Source organism: Streptomyces sp. H27-C3 (assembly GCF_030063415.1).
In the GTDB taxonomy this organism is placed as follows: domain Bacteria; phylum Actinomycetota; class Actinomycetes; order Streptomycetales; family Streptomycetaceae; genus Streptomyces.
On sequence record NZ_JASITA010000018.1, the window covers coordinates 133,772 to 155,990 of the forward strand.

Consider the following 22,219-nt stretch of genomic DNA (forward strand, 5'->3'; position numbering starts at 1 on the left):
GGAACCCCGATGGACTCGTTGGAAGCGACACTTGCCTCCGGGGGAGGCAAGCAGACCCCGCTGACCAGGGCTCTGGACACCATTCGCACACTGCGCCGGCAACTGGGCGCCGAGCAGGGCAGCCAGCCCGTCGCGGTGATCGGTGCGGGACTGCGGCTGCCCGGGGGCATCGAGGACCTCGACGGCTACTGGGCGGCGCTCGCCGAGGGCCGGGACGGGGTGCGGCCCATGCCGCACAGCCGCAAGGGCCCCTTCGCCAAGGAGTGGGAGGGCCTGCCGCAACGCGGCGGATTCCTCGACGAAGTGCTCGACTTCGACGCCGCGTTCTTCGGCATCAGCCCCCGCGAGGCCCGGCACCTGGACCCCCAGCACCGGCTCCTGCTCGAAGTGGCCTGGGAGGCCATGGAGCACGCCGGAGTGCCCTCCGACACGCTGGCCGCCGCCCGTACCGGCCTCTACCTCGGGGTCATGTGGCAGGACTACCGCGAGTGGTGCGAGGGCGAGCCGGACGCCTACTGGGCCACGGGCAACGGCCACAACTTCGCCGCGGGGCGCATCGCGTACGCACTGGGACTGACCGGACCGGCCATGACGGTCGACACGGCCTGCTCGTCCTCGCTCGTCGCCGTCCACCTCGCGGTGCAGGCCCTGCGGCGCGGGGACTGCGAGATCGCCTTCGCCGCCGGCGCCAACCTCATCATGTCCCCCCGGACCATGAAGCTGGTCCAGGAGACCCGTTCGCTGTCTCCCGACGGCCTGTGCAAGACGTTCGACGCACGGGCCAACGGATTCACCCGCGGGGAGGGCATCGGGGCCGTACTCCTCAAGCGCCTCGACCACGCCCTGCGCGACGGCGACCAGGTGCTCGGCGTGATCCGCGGCACCGCCGTCAACCAGGACGGCCGCTCCAGCGGGTTCACCGCCCCCAATGTGCTGGCCCAGGTGTCGCTGATCGAGACGGCCCTCGCCGACGCGGGACTTCAGCCGTCGGACGTCGGCTACGCCGAGACCCACGGCACCGGCACCGCACTCGGCGACCCCATCGAGATGGAGGCGATCGCCACCGCACTGGGGCGGCGCAACGGCGGCGCCCCCCTCCCGGTCGGCGCCGTCAAGACCAACTTCGGCCACCTGGAAGGCATGGCGGGCATCGCCGGGCTGATCAAGGCGATGCTCTGCGTGAGCAGGCGCCAGGTCCCCCCGGTGGTGCACTTCCGCACCCTCAACCCGCGCATCGATCTGTCCGGCACCGGCATGCTCGTGCCCGGCACCCTCCAGGACTGGTCGGCCGAATCGGGCGACTGCGCCTCCGTGAGCTCCTTCGGCATGAGCGGCACCAACGCCCACGCCATCGTCGGTCCACTGCACCCCGACGAGGTGCCCGTCGACCGGCGGGGTGAGCAGACCCCGGCCGACGTTGCCGGGTTCGAGCTCTCCGCGAAGACACCCGAAGCCCTCCGCGCCCGCGCCGCGCAGTACGCCGAGCATCTCGCCGCCATCGACCCCGCCGACTACGCGGCGTTCGCCTACACCGCCACGGCCGGCCGCTCCCGGCTGGAGGCCGGGGCCCGGATCGCGGCCGCGGACCCGGCCACCGCCGCCGCGGCGCTGCGCACGCTCGCCGCCGGTGAGCCCTCGCCGCAGATCACCCTCACCCAGGGCCGGGAAAGTGCGGGCGACGACCTCGTCGCCGCACTGCCGCGCCGCCTGCTCGACCTGCCCGCCTACCCCTGGCAGCGCCGACGCTTCGCCCCCGAGCAGCTCGCGCCCGCCCCCGCTGCCGAGACGCCGCAACTGCCCACCCACCACGCGGTGGTGTGGGAGGCCGCGCAGCCGCGCACCGCCACCCCCGGCGGCGAGCTTCTCCTCGCGGGGGACGACCAGGCGCTGCTCACCGGGCTGACCGACCGCGCCGCCGGAATCGGCCTGCGCGGTACCGTCCTGGCGCCGCACCCGGTGACGGCACTGCCGGAGGGCTGGCGACACGTCACCCTGCCCAGTGACGCCACCGACTGGGCCCGCTTCTGGGCAGCCGACACCACCTCCGGATCCACCCCGCTGCTTCTCGCCCTGCGGGCCACAGCTCTGCCGGTCGCCCAGGACGGGACACCGGCCACCGACCCGGCCGAAGCGGGCGCCCGGCTGTGCGCGACGGTGACCACGGCGGTCGCCGCCCTCGCCGAAAGCGGCCGCGCCCACCGCGCCTTCGCCCTCACCCGCTCCGCCTGCCGCAGCAACCCCGAAGAGCAGGTCGCGGCCACCGACCACGGCCTGCTCCCGGGGCTCGCGCCGGTGCTCGGCCTCGAATTCGGCCCGGCCTGGGGCGGGATCGTCGACCTCACCGACGCACCCGCGGAACAGGAACTCGACACCCTGCTCGCCTTCGTGGCCTCCGAGGGGGCGGTCCCTGCCGACGGAACCTCCCTGCTGGAGGACCTTGCTGCCGTCCGCGCCGACGGGCTCAAGGTCGCGCGGCTGCGGACGAGCACCGCCCCGGCCGGCACTCTCGAGGTGCGCGAGGAGGCCACGTACCTCGTGACCGGCGGTCTGGGCGGCGTCGGCCGTGAGCTGACCTCCGAACTGGTGGCCCGCGGCGCCCGGCATCTGCTGCTCATCGGCCGCAGGCCCGAGGCCGAGCTCGGCGCCCCTGCATCCGCGTTGCTGCGGGAGCTGACCGACAATGGCGTCCAGGTGGTCTATCGCGGCGGCGGCTGCGACACCGCCGAGGCGATGGAGGCCGTGCAGGTCGCCCTCGCCGACCTGCCGCCCGTACGTGGTGTCCTTCACGCGGCGGGGACGCTGGAGCGAACTCCCGCCAAGGAAGCCGGTGTTGAGGAGTTCGCGGCTTCGCTGCGCGGCAAGTTCGCCGGAGCCTGGCTGCTGCACCAGGCCTCCCTGGACTGGGCACTCGACTTCTTCGTGACCGTGTCCTCGGTGTCCGCGGTGTGGGGCACCGAGCGCTGCGCCGCGTACGCGGCGGCCAACGGCGGCCTCGACGCCCTCGCCGCGCACCGTACGTCGCTCGGCCTGCCGGCCGTCAGCCTGGCCTACGGGCCGTGGGACCTCGGCGACTCGGGCATGGCCGACTCCGCGTCCCGCGACACATTCGCACGCGTCGGGGTGGGAGCCCTGAACGCCGCGGCCGGCCGGGCGGCCCTGACCGGGCAGGCCTCCGACGGCTCGGGCCACCTGATCGTCTGCCCGCTCGACCTGACCCGGTTCCTGCCGGTCATGTCCCGCATCCGGCGCCGCGGCCTGTTCGCCGGCGCCCCGACGGCGGACGGCGCCCCGGCCCAGGTGAGCGACATCCCACGGGAGCCGTCCATCGCCGCGGAGCTGACGGCCCTGCCGGAGCGCGCGCGGGCCGGCGCCGCCCGCGGCCATGTCGCCCGCATAGTCGCGGCCCAGCTCGGGCACGACAGTGCAAAGGCCATCGGCGACGACACCGGCTTCTTCGACCTCGGTCTTGACTCCATCATGACGGTGGACCTGGTGGCCCGGCTCTCCCAGGCGTTCGGGGTCGCCGTGCTCGCCGCCGACGTCTTCAACCACCCGACCGTGGCCCGGATCGCGCAGCACCTGCTGAGCGCGGACCCGGCGCCACAGGCACTCCCCGTTGCCGCCGATACCCCGCAGTCGCACCCGGCCGCACTCACCGGCATGACGGCCCCCGCCGCCCAGAGCCCGGCCCAGGACGGCGAACGCGAACCCATCGCGATCGTCGGCATGGCCGGCCGCTTCCCCCAGTCCGACTCGGTGGACGAACTCTGGGACCTGCTGCGCGACGGCAGCGACCCCATCGGCCCCGTCCCCGACGGCCGCTACGACAAGGCCGCCTTCCACGGCGAGGACGGCGAACCGCCCAGGATCACCACCGACCAGGGCGGCTTCCTCAACAACATCGCCCGCTTCGACGCCGCGTTCTTCGGCATCCCGGCCCGCGAGGCCGAGAACCTCGACCCCCAGCAGCGGCTGCTCCTGGAATCGGCCTGGCACGCCCTGGAGAGCGGCGGGATCTCCCCGCACTCACTCAAGCACTCCCGGACCGGAGTCTTCGTCGGCATCAGTTACGCGGACTACGCGCGGCTGCTCGCCGAGTCGGGCTCCGAGCACGTCGACGCCTACTACAGCACCGGCACCTCGCTCAACGCGGCCGCCGGGCGACTCGCCTACAGCCTCGGCCTCAGCGGCCCCGCGATGGCCGTGGACACCGCCTGCTCCTCATCCCTGGTCGCCCTCCACCTGGGGGTCCGCTCCCTGCGCTCCGGCGAGTCCGACGCCGTACTCGTCGGAGGGGTCAACGTCATCCTCGACCCTCTGGCCTCCGTCTCGGCCAGCCGCGCCCACATGCTGTCGCCCGAAGGCCGCTGCCGTACGTTCTCCGCCGACGCCAACGGCTTCGTCCGCGCCGAGGGGTGCGGAGTCCTGGTGCTCAAGCGGCTCAGCGACGCACAGCGCGACGGCGACCAGGTGCTCGCGGTGGTCCGCGGAACCGCGGTGAACCAGGACGGCGCGTCCTCCGGGCTCACCGCGCCCAGCGGCCTGGCCCAGCAGACGCTGCTCACCGACGCACTGGCCGACGCCTCCGTCAACGGTGCGGACGTCTCGTACCTGGAGGCGCACGGTACGGGAACCTCACTCGGCGACCCGATCGAGCTCGGCGCCGCCTGGAAGGTCCTCGGGCCCGGACGCAGGCCCGGGGAACCGCTTCAGGTCGGCTCGGTGAAGAGCAACATCGGGCACTGCGAGTCCGCCGCGGGAATGGCGGCGCTCATCAAGACCATCCTGGCTTTGAGACACGATCTCATCCCGGCCAACCTCCACTTCAGCGAACCCAACCCGCATGTGGACTGGCCCGAAATGAACGTCCGGGTGGTCGCCACCCCGACCCCCTGGCGTACAGGCATCAAGCCCCGTGTGGCCGGCGTCTCCGGTTTCGGACTGACCGGCACCAACGCCCACATCGTGCTCGCCGAGGCCCCGGCCGGCAATCCCGCCGTCACAAGCGGCGAGCAGGCCGGAGCCACCCACATCCTGCCGCTGTCGGCCCCTGATTCCGAAGGTCTCGCCCGCCTCTCCGAGGCCTGGGGCGAGCGCCTGCGCGGTGCGGCCGACGAGGAGCTGGCCGGTTTGGCCGCCACCGCCACCGCGGGCCGCAGCCACTTCCCCCACCGTCAGGTGCTGCTCGGAGCGACCCGCGACAAGCTCATCACGCAGCTGGCCGCGCCGCTCCCGAAGCAGCCGGTCCGAGCGCCGCGTATCGCGTTCCTCTTCTCGGGCCAGGGCAGCCAACGCTTCGGCATGGGCCGCGACCTGTACGAGACCGAGCCGGTCTTCCGCGACGTCTTCGACGCCTGCGACCGTGAACTCGCCCCCGCCCTGGGCGGCTCACTGGTCGAGCTGACCCTGCACGGCACCGACCCGAACGCCATCAACGAGACGCGGGTGACCCAACCGGCTCTGTTCGCAATGGAGTTGGCCCTCGCCGCCCTGTGGGAGTCCTGGGGCGTCACCCCCGACCTGGTGATGGGCCACAGCGTCGGCGAGGTCGCCGCCGCCGTCCACGCGGGAGTCATGGACCTCAAGACGGGACTCCTGCTGATCGCCCGGCGGGCCGACCTCATGCAAGGCACCGAACGCGGTGCCATGCTCGCCGTCGTGGCCGCCGAGGAGCAGGTGCTCGGCTGGATCGCCGGCATGGAGCTGGACATCGCCGCGGTCAACACCCCCACCGCCACGGTGGTTTCCGGGGATCCCGCCGAGATCGACCGGCTGATGGTAAAGCTGGGTGACGAGGGCGTACGCAACATCCGACTCGGCGTCTCGCACGCCTTCCACTCCCGACTGCTCGACCCCGTACTCGATGAACTGCGCACCGCACTGCAGCCGTTGGAGTTCGGCCCGCCACAGGTGCCGCTGGTATCCAACCTGACCGGACAGCTCGCAGGACCCACCACCATCGACGCCGAGTACTGGGTGCGCCACGCCCGCAACCCCGTGCGCTTCCACGACGGGGCCCGGCAGTTGAGCGCCCAGGACATCGACATCTGCCTGGAGATCGGCCCCGACCGCACCCTGGTGAACCTGGTGCGCGCGGCCGGGCTCGCCCCGGACGGCGGCGTCGTGCCGTCGCTGTACCGAGGCTCCGGCGACCGCGCGGCTGTGCTCGCGGCCGTGAAAGCCCTCTACGAACAGGGCCAGAAAATCGACTGGCGGGCCGTCCAGGCGCCGCGCCGCACGGCGAGGAGCGCAGCGCCGCTCTACCCCTTCGCCGCCACCACCCACTGGCGCCCCAGCCCTGCGCAGAGCACCCCCACCGGCGTACCTGCGGTGAGTCAGGCACAGCCCAGTGCACCCGTGGGGCCGCCGTGGGGGACCGAGTTGCGCTCGCCGGCCGTCAAGGGCCGCGTGTTCGTCACCGAGCGCAGCACCGTCTACCCTCCGCACCTCGACGACCACCGCCTCTTCGGCACCGTTCAGGTCGCAGGCGCGTCACAGACGGCCACCGTCCTGTCGGCGCTCGGCAGCGCCGGCGAACCCGTGGTGCTGGAAGACCTGCACTTCCCCCGCGCTCTTGTGCTCCACGACGGCGAGCGCTACGAACTCCAGGTCATCGAGGGTGAGGCCGACCACGGCACCCGCACGGTCAGTGTCCAGAGCCTGCTCGACCCGGAACGCGGCCAGTGGCAGGAGCACCTGACCGCCCGGCTGCCCGGCGCCGACCCGGTTGGCGACAGGATGGCGCCGGACACCGACGCGTTCATCGCCGGCGCCGACCGTCACCTCAGCGGTGAGGCCTTCTACCGCTACCTGCGCGGGATCGGCTACCTCCTCGGCCCGTCCTTCAGCTGGGTCGGGGACGCATGGATTCGCGGAAACGAGGCGCTGATCCGGTTCGACTGGCCGCAGGAGATGAACGAGGACCCGGCGGGATACCAGATCCACCCGGGGCTGTTCGACTCCCTGCTGCAGAGTTCCGTCAGTTTCGCGGTGCACGAGGAGGACCCGGAGCCGCAGGACCAGGAAGACGCCCTGGTGATCCCCTTCGCCGCCGCCCGGGTGTCCTTCCCGGGCCGGCCCGTCCCCGGTCGGCCCCTGTGGGGCCACGTGCATGCGGCGCTACGAGAGGTGCCTGAGGCAGGTTTCCACCAGGTGGACACCGCCGACCTGCAGATCTTCGACGAGGACGGCACGACGATCCTCGCGATGGACGGCTTCCGCTTCCGCCTTGCCTCCAAGGCGCTGCTGCAGTCGTCCCTGCGGCAGGGCACCTGGCACGCGTACAGCCTGACCTGGGCGGACCGGCCCGAGCCGGCCGCCGCGAGCGGAAGGGACCGTACGCACCACATCGCGGTCGTCGGGGCCGACACCTCGGCAGGCCGGGAGGTGTACAAAGCCGGTGAGGAGCTGGGGCACCGGATGACGGCCCTCGCCGAGGACGACTTCGCCACCGTGGCGGCCGACCTGATCGTCGACGCCCGCTTCCACCCGGCCGCAGACGCACCGGCAGAAGCGGAGACCGCCCTCGACGCGGCACTGACCCTCACCCGGACCCTCCAGACGGCATCCCCGGACATCCCCTACGCCGTGCTCGGCGCCGACGACCCCGCGCAGGCCCCCGTCCGCGAGACGCTCTGGGGAATGCTCGCCTCCCTGGAGGCCGAGGAAACCGACCGGCGTCTCCTGCGGGTCACCCTCGCCGCCGGATGGGACGGCGAGGGCCTGGTCGGCGCCCTGGACCGGGCACTGGGCGACGGCCTTGCCGAGCCCCGGCTCAAGGTCGGCGGTCAGGGCGTTCAGGTGGCACGGCTCGCTCCGTACAGCGGCCACCTCGCGCCCGCCACCGCCCCGGCACACGACACCGGCGCCGCTCTGATCACCGGCGGGCTCGGGGCACTCGGCCTCAGCTCGGCGGCGATGCTCGCCCGACAGGGCTGCCCCGCGATCACCCTGATGGCACGGTCGGCCCCGGACCCGCAGACCCAGCAGATCATCGACGAACTCGTCGCCACCGGCACCCGCGTGAGCATCGTCCAAGGCGATGTCACCGACCCAGCGGACTGCGCGCGGGCCGTCGCCGAGGCCGGCTCCCACGCATCGCTGCGTACGGTCCTGCACCTGGCGGGAACCACCGACGACCGGGCCTTCATCCGCGTGGACCGCCCGGCCCTCGAACGGGTCTTCGCGGCCAAGGCCCTGGGCGCGACCCGACTCGCAGCGGCCCTGCGTGGCCACACCCTGGACGCCTTCGTGCTGTTCTCCTCGGCCTCCAGCGTGCTCGGCTCGGCCGGGCAGGCCAACTACGCAGCCGCCAACGGCTTTCTGTCCGGCCTGGCCGACACTCTGCGCGCCGAGGGGATCCCGGCCACCAGCATCGCCTGGGGCCCGTGGATTCCGCAGGCCAGGGGCGGGCTGGCAGCCGCCGAGGCCGTACGCCGTGCCGCGGACAGGCTCGGAATCGGCTCGCTCACCGACGAGTCGGCGCAGCCGCTGCTGCTAACGGCCCTCACCGACGGCCCCGCGAGGCTGGTGGCGGTCGATGTGACCGCCGACCGGTTCACCGCACAACTCGGGGACCACCCCCGTGCGGCCCTGCTCACGGATCTCGCGGACACCGCGGGCCGGACCGGCAAGGCGGCGCAGCCGGGCGGGCGGCCGCGCGGCTGGCTCAAGAGGAGCGGCGGAGGCCTCGACGCCCTGAGCGCACAGGCCCGCAGCGACGCACTCCAGCAGTTCATCCGGGATGCCACCGCCGAGACGCTCGGCGCCCCGGAGCCGGTCGACAACGAGATCACCTTCGGTGACATGGGCCTCGACTCGATCATGGTGATCGATCTGCGGACCCGGCTCTCCCACGCCCTGGGGATCGACCTCCTGGCCACCGTCGCACTCGACCACCCGACCATCCCGCGGATCGCGACGCACATCCTCGGCCTGCTGTACGAGGAGGAGCCCGACCCCGCCCCGACCCCGGCCGCACCGCAGCGCCCCGCAGCCGCAGCACCCCAGGAGGACCTCACCGAGCTGTCCTTCGAAGACCTCATCCGGGCTGTCGAGAGCGATGTCTCGGCCCAGAAAGGAGACGGCAGGCCATGAGTGACGCCATGAACCCCGACAGCATCCGGACTCTGATGGAGGACCAGCTCAGGCTCTCCCACCGACTCCGCGCCAGGATCGGCGAGTTGGAGGACGAGCGGCACGCCCCCGTGGCCGTGGTGGGCATGGGCCTGCGCCTCCCGCCCGCCATCAACACCCCTGAGCAGTACTGGGAGTTCCTCCTCGGCACCGACAGTGCCCGAGCCGGGATTCCCGAGGACCGCCCCGGCCTGCGGGTCGCCTATGACCCGGTACCCGGCCGGGCCGGACGCTCCTACGTCCAACACGCCGGATTCCTCGACGAGATAGCCCACTTCGACGCCGACTTCTTCGGCATCTCCAAGCGAGAGGCCAAGCTCCTCGACCCCCAGCAGCGGATGCTCCTCGAGACATCGTGGGAGGCGCTGGAGCGTGCCGGTGTCGCGGTCCGTCGCGCGGACCGGCTCAATGTCGGGATCTACCTCGGCATGATGACCTCCGAATACAGCGAGCGGAACGAGGACCGCGCCGACCTCTCGCGCATCGACCCGTACTACGTCACCGGCGGCGGACTGAGCTTCGGCGCCGGACGGGTCAGCCACCTGCTGGGTTTCTCCGGCCCGGTGATGGGCGTGGAGACGGCCTGCTCCTCCTCCATGACCACCCTGCACCTGGCGATCCAGGGGCTGCGCAACCGCGAGTGCCGCTACGCCCTGGCCGGCGGCGCCAACCTGTTGCTCTCCGCCACCCTGATGGTCGCGCTCTGCCAGACCAGGGCACTGTCGGCGGACGGCCGCTCCAAGTCCTTCCTCGCCTCCGCGGACGGCTACGGGCGAGGTGAAGGAGTCGGGGTCGTGGCCCTGATGCGCCTCGATGACGCCGAACGCGAGGGCCGCCCGGTGCTGGCGGTCATCCGGGGCTCCGCCGTCAACCACGACGGCGCCGCATCCGGCCTCACCGCGCCCAACGGCCCCGCCCAGCAGGAAGTGATCCGGACCGCGCTGGCGGACGCGCGGATCGACCCGGCCGAGGTGGGCTTCGTGGAGGCCCACGGCACCGGGACCGTGCTCGGCGACCCGATCGAGATCGGCGCCCTGGACGGAGTGCTGGGCAAGGCAGTACGGGGCCGCGGTACGCCGCTGTCGATCGGCAGCGTCAAGTCCAGGCTCGGGCACCTCGAAGGCGCCTCGGGGATCGCCGCCGTGATGAAGACGGTCCTGATGCTCCAGCACGGAGTCATCCCGGCGGCCGCCGCACCCGACGACGGGGAGCTCAACGCACACATTCCGTGGGACCGGATGAAGTTCACCGTCCCCCGACAGAACCAGCCCTGGCCCGCCCAACTGCCGCGCCGCGTAGTGGGGATCAACTCCTTCGGCATGAGCGGCGTCAACGTCCACGCCGTCCTGGAGGCCTACGAGCCCACAGCCGGGACGAGCGAGGCGGTCGTACGACCCGAACTGCTCACCCTCTCCGCCAAGGACGCCGACGCCCTCACCCGGCTCGCCCAGCAGGTCGCCCGGCACCTGGATCAGGCGGACGCCGCCGCACTGCCCGGCGTCTGCCACACCCTGCGCGCCGGACGGGCCCCCTTCGCCCATCGGATCGCCGTCACGGGATCCACGGCGGGCGAACTGGCCGAAGCCCTGCGCGCCACCCCGCCCAGGGCGCCCGCACCCACCCTGGCGGCACCGCTGTCCGTCACCCTTGACGTCACCGGCGAGGGGCAACGGCTCGAGGCCGCGCTGGCCGCCCTGGGCAGCGCCTTCCCGGCGCTGACCGAAGTACTGGGCGGCGATGGTCCGGGGCCACGGTGGCGGTCCCTGCTGCAACACTTCGGGCTCCGCGTGCAGTTGCACCGCCGGGAGGAGAGCGCCACCGGGGTACTCGCCGAGATCGGGTGGGAGGCGGCCGGCGTCCGCCACACGCTGCCGCTGGCCAACGAGCACCCGGACACCGCGCCGGTCCTGCTCCAAGCCGCGCTGGGCGCCCTCTTCCTCACCGGAGCGGACCTGCGCCTCGACGCCCTGAGCGCTCCCGGTACCCGCTTCGCGGGCGACCTGCCCACGTACCCGTTCCAGGGCAAGCGCCACTGGATCGACGAACCCGCCGCGTCCGACGAAGGGGCCGGGCAGCCACAGGGCGACCCGCAGAGCATCCTCGCGCCCCTCACCCTCGACCAGGACGGCCTCGTCGACTATCTGCTGGCCCAGTTGCAGGACGTACTGCAGGCCGATGAGATCGACCCGGAAAATTCGTTCCTGGACCTGGGCGGGGACTCCTTCCTGTCCACCCTGTTCATCACCCGAGTCGAGGCACGCTACGAGGTGGGCATCACCGCCGACCAGCTCTCCTTGGACATGCCGCTGCGCGACCTTATGGGGAAACTCGCCGAGAGCATCGGCGCGACCGCCGAGGCGAAGCGGCGGGCCAAGGGCGCCGGCGAGGGCACCGGCGCGACCGCAGAGGCGAGCCAGCGGGGGGCAGGTCGATGAGCGCCGCCGACGCATTCACCAGGGCACGCACCGTCGACACCCCCACGCTGCGCCTCGTCGTGGTGCCGCACGCGGGTGGTTCGGGAAACGTGTACTACCCCATGTCCCGCTCCCTGCCGCCCACCTGGGAACTACTTCTGCTCGACCTGCCGGGGCGCGGCCGACGGCACACCTCCGACCCGCTGGTGGACATGACCTCCGTGGTCGCCCGGGTCACGGACGACATCCTGGCCGTCTCCGACGCCACCCCGACCGCGATCTTCGGCCACAGCCTCGGTGCGGTGATCGCCTTCGAAGCGGCGCGGTCCCTGCAGGCCCAGGGTGCCGCCCCGGTGTGGGTCGGCGTCTCCGGTCGGCAGGCGCCCGTACTCCAGCCCGCCAACCGGCTGCTCGACCCCAGCCTCTCCGACGTGGAGCTGGCCCGCCGACTGGCCCGCCTGGGCGGGCTGCCCGCCCGGCTGGACGAACTGCCCGAGTTCCGGGACCGGTTCATCAAGCTCATCCGCGCCGACCTGCGGGCCCTGGACTCCTACCGGCCCGATCCGCAGCGGCAGCCGCTCACCTGCCCGCTCACCGTCTTCGCCTCCACCGACGACGCGATGGCCGCACCGTCCGGAGCCTCCGCCTGGGGCCGCGAAACCACCATGGGATTGCGTCAACAGGTCTTCGACGGCGGGCACTTCCACTTCTTCGGAGAGACATTCCCCGCGTTCACCGCAGTACTGGCCTCCGAGATCCAACACGCCCTGGGCCGACTCGAAGCCGCCGCACCCGGTACCTGACACGACCAGTGCCGCAGCGGAGCGCCTTATGTAGGCGCTCCGCTGCGGGACCCCACCCGATCGACCAACCTGCCAGGAGGACACGGCATGACGTCAGAACAGCACCCGGCACACCAACTGGCCGGCCCGCCCGTCTCCGGGGCCCTCTCGGCAGTGCCACGTGAGCAGCCAACAGACTTCCGCTCTCTGATGTCGGGGTTCCCCACCGGCGTCACCGTCGTGACCACCTGCGGTGCCGACGGCATCCCCCGCGGGATGACCCTGACCTCTCTGTGCAGCGTCTCCCTGGACCCGCCCGTCCTCCTGGTCTGCATGCGCACGGGCAGCCCCACCCTCGACGCCGTCCTGGAAAGCGGGTCGTTCGCGGTCAACCTGCTGCACCTGAGGGCCCGGACCACCGCCGAACTCTTCGCCTCCGGAGCACCCGACCGGTTCGACCGGGTGTCGTGGCACGCACAGGCACCTGCCGCCGGCCCACACCTGCTGGAAGCGGCCCACACCATCGCCGACTGCTCGGTCACCGCCCACCACGAAGTCGGCGACCACGTCGTCATCATGGGCGGAGTCATGGCCGTCAGCCGCCTCGGGGGCGACCAATACCCCCTGCTCTACGGGCTCTGCCGCTTCGCCACCTGGCCGGAGACCGACGACCTCCTGTCGTACGACTTCATCTCCTGACACTCCTGACACCTCTCACAATCCTGAAGCGGCCCGGGGTTTTTTGATACGGACCAGGGTTTCTTGAAACGGCCCGGGATTTCTTGAAACGGCCAGGCACACCACCGGAACGAGGGGGGAACAGTGATCACCGACCAGGCGACGGCCCTTCGCCGTCCCACGCAACTCTCGGCAAGGCAGCCCGAAGCCACCGGACTCACCCTCGACCAGGTCTTCGCGACGATTGCGCAGCACCACCCGACGCGGATCGCGGTCCAGGACGGCTGGAGCCAACTGACGTACGGCCAGACCGACCGCCAGGCCACCCAGCTCGCCGCGGCCCTGGTCCAGGGCGGGGTCCAGCTCGGCGACCCGCTGTTCGTGCACTGCGAGAACCACCGCCACGCCCTGGTGGCGCAGCTGGCCGTCCTGAAGGCGGGTGGCGTATGCGTGCCCACCCCCCGCGCGCCCTACGAGGGCGGTCTGCCCGCCGCCGCCCGGCAGATCTCGGCGCGCGCAGTCCTGTGCAGCCGCTCCACCTACGACAAGGACGTGGGCTCCATCCCCTCCTTGGCGCTGGACGACCCGGCCACCTGGCGCAGGATCGCCTCGGCCGCACCGGAACCGACCCTGCCGAGGTCCGCCCCCGAGGCAGCCGCGTACCTCCTGCTGGGCGGTGACACGAGCCCGACCGCCCACGGCCGGCTCATCGACCACCGCTCCTGGCTCAGGTCGGCCGCCGACCGCTCCCGCCGCATCGGCAGCGAGCCACAGACCGTGACCATCGACGAACCTCCCATGTCCCCGGCCGCGCTGGCCGCCATGTGGTGGGCCTTCTCCCGGGCCGGCACACTCCACACCGCCCCCTGGCAGAGCGACGGGCAGTGGCCCCTGACCGGGGGGCCTGACAGCGCCGCCGTACTCACTCCGGCCGACTACGCCCACCACCTCGCGACCGAGCCGACCGACCTGCCGCCGCAGGGATCCGCCGTGAACCCGGCGGCCGTGGTGCTCATCGGAGGCCCCTGCTCGCGGGACATCATCGCCCGCCACTTCCGCGCCCGCCCCGGCACCCGGCTCTGGGCGGAGTTCGCCCCGGCGGACGGATCCGTGCCCTGGACGGCGCAGGAACTCCTCGCAGGGGACGCGAATCGCCCGAGCACCCTCGACGTGGGAGGCCCGGTGCCACCCGTCCTGCTCCGCGTGCTCGGGCCGGCGGGGGAGACCCTGCCACGGCACAGACATGGCGAACTCGTCGCCATCGGGCCCTCACGGCTCTCCGAGGACGTCCACCGCTCCGGCTGGTACGGGCACTGGACGCCCGAAAACACCCTCGACCTCACGGGGCGGCAGCGCCCGCCCGGCGGCGCTGTGTGAACGGTCCGACCCGGCACGACAGCCCTGCCCACTACGCCGAAGCCGAAATGGAAGCCTCATGACTGTGCCCAGGACGTCCCACGCGGCGAACTTCTCCGACGCACTGAGTGCCTTCACCACCCATGCCTTCACCACCCACACCGAGGAGCCCGCACCGATCCAGCTCTTGACGCCCGCAGGCACCCTCGTACACCATCCGGACGACACGCCTGGCTATGATCCCGTCCAACTACGTGCTTTCTACCGGGACATGGTGATGGCCCGCAGTATCGACACCGAGGCAACCGCACTCCAGCGCCAGGGCGAACTGGGCCTGTGGCCTCCGCTGACAGGTCAGGAAGCAGCACAGATCGGCTCGGCCCACGCCCTGCGCGCCGACGACTACGCCTTCCCCAGCTATCGCGAGCACGGTGTCGCCTGGTGCCGCGGGGTCGACCCCGTGGACGTCGTCAGGATCTACCGCGGGGTCACGAACGGCGGCTGGGACCCACGGGAGAAGAACTTCCACCTCTACACCCTGGTCGTCGGCTCACACGCCCTGCACGCCACCGGCTACGCGATGGGCCTGGCCAAGAAGGGCTCCGACGCGGCCGTCATCGCCTACTTCGGCGACGGCGCCACCAGCGAGGGCGATGTGTCCGAAGCCTTCACCTTCGCCGCTGTCTACGACGCACCGGTCGTCTTCTTCTGCCAGAACAACCAATGGGCCATCTCCGAGCCCGTCGAGCGCCAGCTGCGCGGACCGCTGTACCGGCGCGCCCACGGCTTCGGATTCCCCGGCGTCCAGGTCGACGGGAACGACGTGCTCGCCGTACACGCGGTGACCCAGGCAGCGCTGGAGCACGTACGGACCGGCAACGGGCCCTTCTTCATCGAGGCGTCGACCTACCGCATGGGCGCCCACACCACCTCGGACGACCCGACCCGCTACCGGCGCGCCGCCGAAGTGGACGAGTGGCGCGCCAAGGATCCGATCGATCGGATCCGGACCCATCTGATCAGCGAGAACCATGCCACGCAGGAATTCTTCGACGGCGTCGAGCGCGAGGCCACGGAGCTCACCCATCGCATCCGACGCGAGGTACGCACCATGCCGAATCCCGACCGGATGGAGGTCTTCAGCCACGTGTACGCCGGCGGACACCCGCTCGTGGACGAGGAGCGCGCGCAATTCGCCGCCTACCAGCAGTCCTTCGCCGACGACGGGGCCAAGTAACCATGCCTGCAGAGAAAATGACGCTCGCGAGGGCGCTCAACGAGTCCTTGCGCAAGGCCCTGGAGGACGACCCCCAGGTGCTGGTGATGGGTGAGGACGTAGGCAGGCTCGGCGGTGTGTTCCGGGTCACCGACGGCCTGCAGAAAGACTTCAGCGAAGAGCGGGTCATGGACTCGCCGCTGGCCGAGTCGGGCATCGTGGGTACGGCGATCGGCCTCGCGCTGAGTGGCTACCGCCCCGTGGTGGAAATCCAATTCGACGGGTTCGTCTTCCCGGCGTACGACCAGATCGTGACCCAGCTCGCGAAGCTGCACGCACGCTCCGGGGGCCTCCTGCCGATGCCGGTGGTGATCCGGATCCCGTACGGCGGGGGCATCGGTGCCGTTGAGCACCACAGCGACTCCCCGGAGGCGCTGTTCGCGCACGTGGCCGGGCTGAAAGTGGTCTCGCCTTCGAATGCCTCGGACGCCTACTGGATGCTGCAGCAGGCCATCAAGAGCAACGATCCGGTGATCTTCTTCGAGCCGAAGCGCCGCTACTGGGACCAGTCCGAGGTCGACCGCACGGCGCCGGCCGCCCCATTGCACCAGGCCAGGACCGTACGCGCCGGGACGGATGTCACGCTCGTGGCGTACGGGCCCATGGTGAAGCTCTGCCTTGAGGCAGCGGCCGCGGCGGCCGAGGACGGCACCTCCCTGGAAGTGATCGACCTGCGGTCGGTCTCACCGGTGGACTTCGACGCGGTGCAGCGGTCGGTGGAAAGAACCCGCCGTCTGGTGGTGGTGCACGAGGCCCCGGTGTTCTTCGGCGCGGGCGCGGAGATCGCCGCCCGGATCACCACACGGTGTTTCTACCACCTCGAAGCACCCGTCCTGCGCGTCGGTGGCTTCCACGCACCGTACCCGGCAGCCCGACTGGAGGAGGAATACCTGCCAAGCTTGGACCGGGTGCTGGATGCCGTTGACCGCTCGATGGGATATTGAGGAACCACCCGATGACTGACACACCCAGCCGCCTGCACGAGTTCAGGATGCCCGATGTGGGCGAGGGCCTGACCGAGGCGGAGATCCTCAAGTGGCACGTCCGGCAGGGCGACACGGTGGCCGACGGCCAGATCATCTGCGAGATCGAAACGGCCAAGGCGGTGGTGGAGCTACCGTGCCCGTTCGAAGGCGTCGTGCAGGAACTGCGTTTCGCCGAGGGGCAGATGGCCAATGTGGGCCAGGTCATCATCTCGGTTGCCGCAGATGCCCCGGCTGCCGCGTCGCCCGCATCGGGCGCGCTGAACCGTGAACCGGTCCTGGTCGGGTACGGGGTCGCGCAAGGCACCACGAAACGCCGGCCGCGCAAGCCGGTCACCGTGGACGTTGCCTCCCTCGTCCCCGGCCGCGCACTGGCGAAGCCACCGGTGCGCAAGCTGGCCAAGGACCTCGGCGTGGATCTGGCGGCCGTGCTGCCTTCAGGGCCGGGCGGCACCGTTACCCGCGACGATGTGCACGCGGCGGTAGTGCCGGTTCCGGCGCCGGTACGGGTGGACGCCCCGGTGCCGGAACCGGTGATGGGGCCTGTGCCCGGGCCGCGTGAGACCCGGATCCCGGTCAAGGGGGTACGTAAGGCCACCGCCGCGGCGGTGACCGCCTCCGCGTTCACCGCGCCGCACGTCACGGAGTTCGTGACGGTGGACGTGACACGCACCATGAAACTGGTACAGGACCTCAAACAGGACCCAGAGCTGACCGGGCGGCGCATCACCCCGCTGCTCCTCGTCGCCAAGGCGCTGCTCACGGCGATCAGACGAAACCCCGAGGTCAACGCGTCCTGGGACGAGGCCGCGCAACAGATCGTGCAGAAGCACTACGTCCACCTCGGCGTCGCAGCCGCCACGCCCCGTGGGCTGCTTGTGCCGAACATCAAGGACGCCGATGCACTGACACTCCCACAACTTGCCGACGCCTTGATCGAGTTGGTGTCCACCGCACGGCTGGGAAAGACACCCCCGGGCGTGCTGCAAGGTGGCTCGGTCACCCTCACCAATATCGGCGTCTTCGGAATCGACACCGGCACACCGATACTCAACCCCGGCGAATCCGCGATCCTCGCCATCGGTGCGATCAGGCCGCGACCGTGGGTGCACAAGGGGCGGATCCGGTCCCGCCAGGTGGTGACGCTTGCACTCTCCTTCGATCACCGGGTGGTCGACGGGGAGTTGGGCTCCAAGGTTCTCTCGGATGTCGCGGCGATTCTGGAGCGACCCAAGCGACTGATCACCTGGGGCTGAAGCCAGTGGAGACAGGCAGTGAGCGGCCGGCGGCACGGACTGTCCAGGAGAAATGCAGACCACTTACAGGCGGCCTCCGCAGACTGTGTTTCACCCCCACCCCGTTACAGGGTCGGCCCTCCAGACACCCCCGGTCGGGGGCCGACCCGTTTTTCTGCCTTTCCATGACCTTGAATGTGCCCCTGCGACCTTGAACAAGGAGCCCTCTGTGTCGGTCGACGCCTCGGCGAAGACGGTGAAAATCGTCAATCGGGTGATCATTCGTTTTGCGGGTGATTCGGGTGACGGGATGCAGCTGACGGGGGATCGGTTCACGTCGGAGACGGCGTCGTTCGGGAATGATCTGTCGACGCTGCCGAACTTCCCGGCCGAGATCAGGGCGCCGGCCGGGACGCTGCCGGGGGTGTCGAGTTTTCAGCTGCACTTCGCCGACCACGACATCCTGACCCCCGGCGACGCGCCGGATGTGCTGGTGGCGATGAACCCGGCCGCTTTGAAGGCGAACATCGGGGATGTGCCGCGGGGCGCGGAGATCATTGTGAACACCGATGAGTTCACCAAGCGCCCGATGGCCAAGGTCGGCTACGACACCTCACCTTTGGAGGACGGGTCCCTGGAGGCCTACAGCGTCCATCCGGTGCCGCTGACGACCCTGACGATCGAGGCGCTCAAGGAGTTCGGGCTTTCGCGCAAGGAGGCCGAGCGCAGCAAGAACATGTTCGCGCTGGGGTTGCTGTCGTGGATGTATCACCGCCCGACGGAGGGCACGGAGAAGTTTTTGCGGGCGAAGTTCGCGAAGAAGCCACAGATCGCCGAGGCGAATGTGGCGGCGTTCAGGGCCGGGTGGAACTTCGGGGAGACCACCGAGGATTTCGCCGTCTCCTACGAAGTCGCCCCCGCCACGGCAGCGTTCAGGGCGGGAACCTACCGCAATATTTCCGGGAATCTGGCCCTGTCGTATGGGCTGATCGCGGCCGGGCAGCAGGCCGACCTGCCGCTGTATCTGGGTTCGTATCCGATCACTCCGGCCTCCGACATCCTGCACGAACTGTCGAAGCACAAGAATTTCGGGGTCCGCACCTTCCAGGCCGAGGACGAGATCGCGGCGATCGGGGCGGCACTCGGCGCCGCGTTCGGCGGGCAACTGGCCGTCACCACCACCTCCGGACCGGGCGTGGCCTTGAAGTCGGAAACCATCGGGCTGGCGGTGTCGCTGGAGTTGCCGCTGCTGGTGGTGGCGATCCAGCGTGGCGGGCCCTCGACCGGGCTGCCGACCAAGACCGAGCAGGCGGATTTGTTGCAGGCCATGTACGGCAGGAACGGCGAGGCGCCGGTGCCGATCGTCGCCCCGCAGACCCCGGCGGACTGCTTCGACGCCGCCATCGACGCGGCCCGGATCGCGGTCACCTACCGCACCCCGGTGCTCCTGCTCTCCGACGGCTATCTGGCCAACGGCTCCGAGCCGTGGCGCATACCCGAGGTGAATCAACTACCGGATCTACGGGTGCAGTTCGCGACGGGACCCAACCACACCCTGGCCGACGGGACCAAGGTGTTCTGGCCCTACAAGCGCGACCCGCACACCCTCGCCCGCCCCTGGGCGGTGCCCGGCACCCCCGGCCTTGAGCACCGGATCGGGGGGATCGAGAAGCAGGACGGCACCGGGAACATCTCCTACGACCCGGCCAACCACGACTTCATGGTCCGCACCCGCCAAGCCAAAATCGACGGCATCACCGTCCCCGACCTCGACGTCGACCACCCCGCCGGCGCCACCACCCTGGTCCTCGGCTGGGGCTCGACCTATGGGCCGATCACCGCCGCTGTGCGTCGGCTGCGCGCCGCCCACATTCCCATCGCCCAGGCCCACTTGCGCCATATCAACCCGTTCCCGGCCAACCTCGGTACCGTCCTGGCCTCGTACGACCGGGTGGTGATCCCCGAGATGAACCTGGGCCAGCTCGCCACCCTCATCCGGGCCAAATACCTGGTCGATGTGCAGTCCTTCACCCAGGTCAACGGGATGCCGTTCAAGGCCGAGCAGCTGGCCGACGTCCTTCAGGAGGCCACCCATGAGCACTGAAATGCTCTCCCTTGTCCCCAAAAGCGAACTCCACCTGAGTGCGAAGGACTTCAAGTCCGATCAGGAAGTGCGCTGGTGCCCCGGCTGCGGTGACTACGCGGTCCTGGCCGCCGTGCAAGGGTTCATGCCCGAACTCGGCCTGGCCAAAGAGAACATCGTCTTCGTCTCCGGCATCGGCTGCTCATCGCGCTTCCCGTACTACATGAACACCTACGGGATGCACTCCATCCACGGCCGCGCCCCCGCCATCGCCACCGGACTGGCCTCCTCCCGCCGGGACTTGAGCGTCTGGGTCGTCACCGGCGACGGCGACGCGCTGTCCATCGGCGGCAACCACCTCATCCACGCCCTGCGCCGCAACGTCAACCTCAAGATCCTGCTGTTCAACAACCGGATCTACGGGCTGACCAAGGGCCAGTACTCACCCACCTCCGAAGTCGGCAAAATCACCAAGTCCACCCCGATGGGCTCCCTCGACGCACCCTTCAACCCCGTATCCCTGGCGATCGGCGCCGAAGCGAGCTTCGTGGCCCGCACCGTCGACTCCGACCGCAAACACCTCACCAGCGTCCTGCGCCAGGCCGCCGACCACCCCGGCACCGCCCTGGTCGAGATCTACCAGAACTGCAACATCTTCAACGACGGCGCCTTCGAAGCTCTCAAAGACAAACAACAGGCCGAAGAAGCCGTCATCCGCCTGGAACACGGCGAACAGATCCGCTTCGGCGCCGGCCGCGCCAAGGGCGTCGTGCGCGATCCGGCCACCGGCGACCTGAAGGTCATCGCCGTCACCCCCGACAACGAAGCCCAGATCCTGATCCATGACGCGCACGCGACCAGCCCCACCACCGCCTTCGCGCTCTCCCGCCTCGCCGACCCCGACACGCTGCACCACACCCCCATCGGGGTACTCCGCAGCATCCACCGACCCGTCTACGACACCCTCATGGCCGACCAACTCGAAACCGCCGTCGAACAACTCGGCAAAGGCGACCTCGGCACACTGCTCGCCGGCAACGACACCTGGACCGTAGTCGGCTGACCGCGCGGCTCGGCAGGTGCCCCTACCTCTACGGTGGTGTCACCAGCCTCAATTCGTAGGCCAGGATGACCAGTTGCACCCGGTCGCGCGCATCCAGTTTGGTCAGCAGTCTGCCCAGGTGCGCCTTCGCGGTGGCCATGCTGATGTGCAGCTGCGCGGCGATCTCCGCATTGGACAGCCCGCGGCCCACCAGCGCGAGCACCTCCCATTCCCGGGCGGTGATCCCCTCCACGGGGCGCGGGGGTGGCGGAGTGTCGGCGGGCCGGGCTGCGAACTCCGCGATCAGGCGGCGTGTCACGCTCGGCGCGATGAGGGCGTCGCCGCGACGACCTCGATCGCGGTGAGGATCTGATCCATGTCCATGTCCTTGACGAGGAAGCCGCTCGCCCCCGCGCGCAGCGCCCCGTAGACGTACTCGTCGTCGTCGAACGTGGTGAGGATCAGGATCTTCGGCGGTGTCTCCGAGCTCGCGGCGATGTGCCGGGTGGCTTCGATACCGTCCATGCCCGGCATCCGGATATCCATCACCACCACATCGGGCGCCAGCTGCTCCGCGCGCTGCACCGCCTCCTCGCCGTTCGTCGCCTCGCCCGCCACCTCCAGCCGGGGATGGTCGGCGATCAGCACCCGGAGCCCGTGCCGGATCAAGGGCTGGTCCTCGGTGAGCAGCACCCGGATCATTCGACCGCCGCCGCGGGTATGGGGAGGCGCGCCGCCACGCGGAAGCCGCCTCCCTGGGGGCGCGGTCCGGCGGTGAACTCGCCGTGCAGCAGCGCTGCTCGCTCCCGCATGCCGGTCAGTCCGTAGCCGGCCGCATCGGGCAGGCCGGAGAGACCGCGGCCCTCGTCGGTGATTTCGAGCGAGAGGTCGCCCTGTCGGCGGTCGATGCTGACCCGGCAGGAGTGGGCGCCCGAGTGGCGGACCACGTTGGTGATCGCCTCCTGGACGATGCGGTACGCGCGCCCGTGAACGGAAGGGCCGACGGCAGGACCTCGTCGTCGGCCAGCCGACGCCAGCGCAGGCGCAGCAGCATCAGGGCTCCCGGATAACCCGCGGCGAGGACGCACAGGGCTGTGGTGACGGCCACGCTCCCGGGGATGGTCATGTAAGCGCGCCACACGTCCCCCTCGCCCCTCACCTCCGCCACTCCGCCGCGCCAGAAGGTCAGCTCGACACGGTCGCCCGCCTGGAAGCGCGAGGCGACCTCCTGCGGC

At 70.7% G+C, this 22,219-nt stretch carries 11 protein-coding genes and 1 pseudogene; 10 read left to right on the forward strand and 2 right to left on the reverse strand.

Features of this window, described 5'->3' with window-relative positions:
• Positions 1-9 precede the first annotated feature (9 nt).
• From QMK30_RS19890 to QMK30_RS19935, 10 genes are all read left to right on the forward strand, one after another.
• Positions 10-9,096, forward strand: a complete 9,087-nt coding sequence (locus QMK30_RS19890) for a type I polyketide synthase (RefSeq protein WP_283519633.1) — start codon at positions 10-12, stop codon at positions 9,094-9,096.
• Positions 9,093-11,570 carry a beta-ketoacyl synthase N-terminal-like domain-containing protein gene (locus tag QMK30_RS19895; RefSeq protein ID WP_283519634.1) on the forward strand — a complete coding sequence of 826 codons (2,478 nt, stop codon included), beginning with the start codon at positions 9,093-9,095 and terminating at the stop codon, positions 11,568-11,570. The genes QMK30_RS19890 and QMK30_RS19895 overlap by 4 nt, the downstream gene beginning before the upstream one ends.
• Positions 11,567-12,352: a thioesterase II family protein gene (locus QMK30_RS19900; protein WP_283519635.1), complete on the forward strand. Its 786-nt coding sequence runs from the start codon at positions 11,567-11,569 to the stop codon at positions 12,350-12,352. Before QMK30_RS19895 ends, QMK30_RS19900 begins: the two co-directional genes overlap by 4 nt.
• 87 nt (positions 12,353-12,439) lie before the next feature.
• A complete protein-coding gene (locus QMK30_RS19905; RefSeq protein WP_349362086.1) occupies positions 12,440-13,030 on the forward strand; it encodes a flavin reductase family protein in 591 nt (196 codons plus the stop codon).
• Between the two features lie 123 nt (positions 13,031-13,153).
• Positions 13,154-14,386 (forward strand): AMP-binding protein, encoded by a 1,233-nt coding sequence (locus QMK30_RS19910; protein WP_283519636.1) that lies wholly within the window; start codon positions 13,154-13,156, stop codon positions 14,384-14,386.
• Between the two features lie 58 nt (positions 14,387-14,444).
• Positions 14,445-15,602: a pyruvate dehydrogenase (acetyl-transferring) E1 component subunit alpha gene (gene pdhA, locus QMK30_RS19915; protein ID WP_283519637.1), complete on the forward strand. Its 1,158-nt coding sequence runs from the start codon at positions 14,445-14,447 to the stop codon at positions 15,600-15,602.
• A 2-nt stretch (positions 15,603-15,604) separates the two neighbouring features.
• Positions 15,605-16,585, forward strand: coding sequence for an alpha-ketoacid dehydrogenase subunit beta (locus QMK30_RS19920; protein WP_283519638.1), 981 nt, complete (start codon positions 15,605-15,607; stop codon positions 16,583-16,585).
• Positions 16,586-16,596: 11 nt separating this feature from the next.
• A complete protein-coding gene (locus QMK30_RS19925) occupies positions 16,597-17,880 on the forward strand; it encodes a dihydrolipoamide acetyltransferase family protein (RefSeq protein ID WP_283519639.1) in 1,284 nt (427 codons plus the stop codon).
• A gap of 208 nt (positions 17,881-18,088) precedes the next feature.
• Positions 18,089-19,963 (forward strand): 2-oxoacid:acceptor oxidoreductase subunit alpha, encoded by a 1,875-nt coding sequence (locus tag QMK30_RS19930; protein ID WP_283519640.1) that lies wholly within the window; start codon positions 18,089-18,091, stop codon positions 19,961-19,963.
• Positions 19,953-21,005: a 2-oxoacid:ferredoxin oxidoreductase subunit beta gene (locus QMK30_RS19935; RefSeq protein WP_283519641.1), complete on the forward strand. Its 1,053-nt coding sequence runs from the start codon at positions 19,953-19,955 to the stop codon at positions 21,003-21,005. The genes QMK30_RS19930 and QMK30_RS19935 overlap by 11 nt, the downstream gene beginning before the upstream one ends.
• Positions 21,006-21,033: 28 nt before the next feature.
• On the opposite strand, the pseudogene QMK30_RS19940 reads toward QMK30_RS19935, so the two are convergent.
• Positions 21,034-21,686: pseudogene (locus QMK30_RS19940) on the reverse strand (response regulator transcription factor).
• A complete protein-coding gene (locus QMK30_RS19945) occupies positions 21,683-21,931 on the reverse strand; it encodes a sensor histidine kinase (protein ID WP_502963171.1) in 249 nt (82 codons plus the stop codon). Before QMK30_RS19945 ends, QMK30_RS19940 begins: the two are co-directional and overlap by 4 nt.
• Between the last annotated feature and the right edge of the window lie 288 nt (positions 21,932-22,219).

Bases quoted from the DNA above. Each gene is read 5' to 3' on its own strand.
- QMK30_RS19890 (WP_283519633.1), top strand. From the start codon at position 10: ATGGACTCGTTGGAAGCGACACTTGCCTCCGGGGGAGGCAAGCAGACC.
- QMK30_RS19895 (WP_283519634.1), top strand. From the start codon at position 9,093: ATGAGTGACGCCATGAACCCCGACAGCATCCGGACTCTGATGGAGGAC.
- QMK30_RS19900 (WP_283519635.1), top strand. From the start codon at position 11,567: ATGAGCGCCGCCGACGCATTCACCAGGGCACGCACCGTCGACACCCCC.
- QMK30_RS19905 (WP_349362086.1), top strand. From the start codon at position 12,440: ATGACGTCAGAACAGCACCCGGCACACCAACTGGCCGGCCCGCCCGTC.
- pdhA (WP_283519637.1), top strand. From the start codon at position 14,445: ATGACTGTGCCCAGGACGTCCCACGCGGCGAACTTCTCCGACGCACTG.
- QMK30_RS19920 (WP_283519638.1), top strand. From the start codon at position 15,605: ATGCCTGCAGAGAAAATGACGCTCGCGAGGGCGCTCAACGAGTCCTTG.
- QMK30_RS19925 (WP_283519639.1), top strand. From the start codon at position 16,597: ATGACTGACACACCCAGCCGCCTGCACGAGTTCAGGATGCCCGATGTG.
- QMK30_RS19935 (WP_283519641.1), top strand. From the start codon at position 19,953: ATGAGCACTGAAATGCTCTCCCTTGTCCCCAAAAGCGAACTCCACCTG.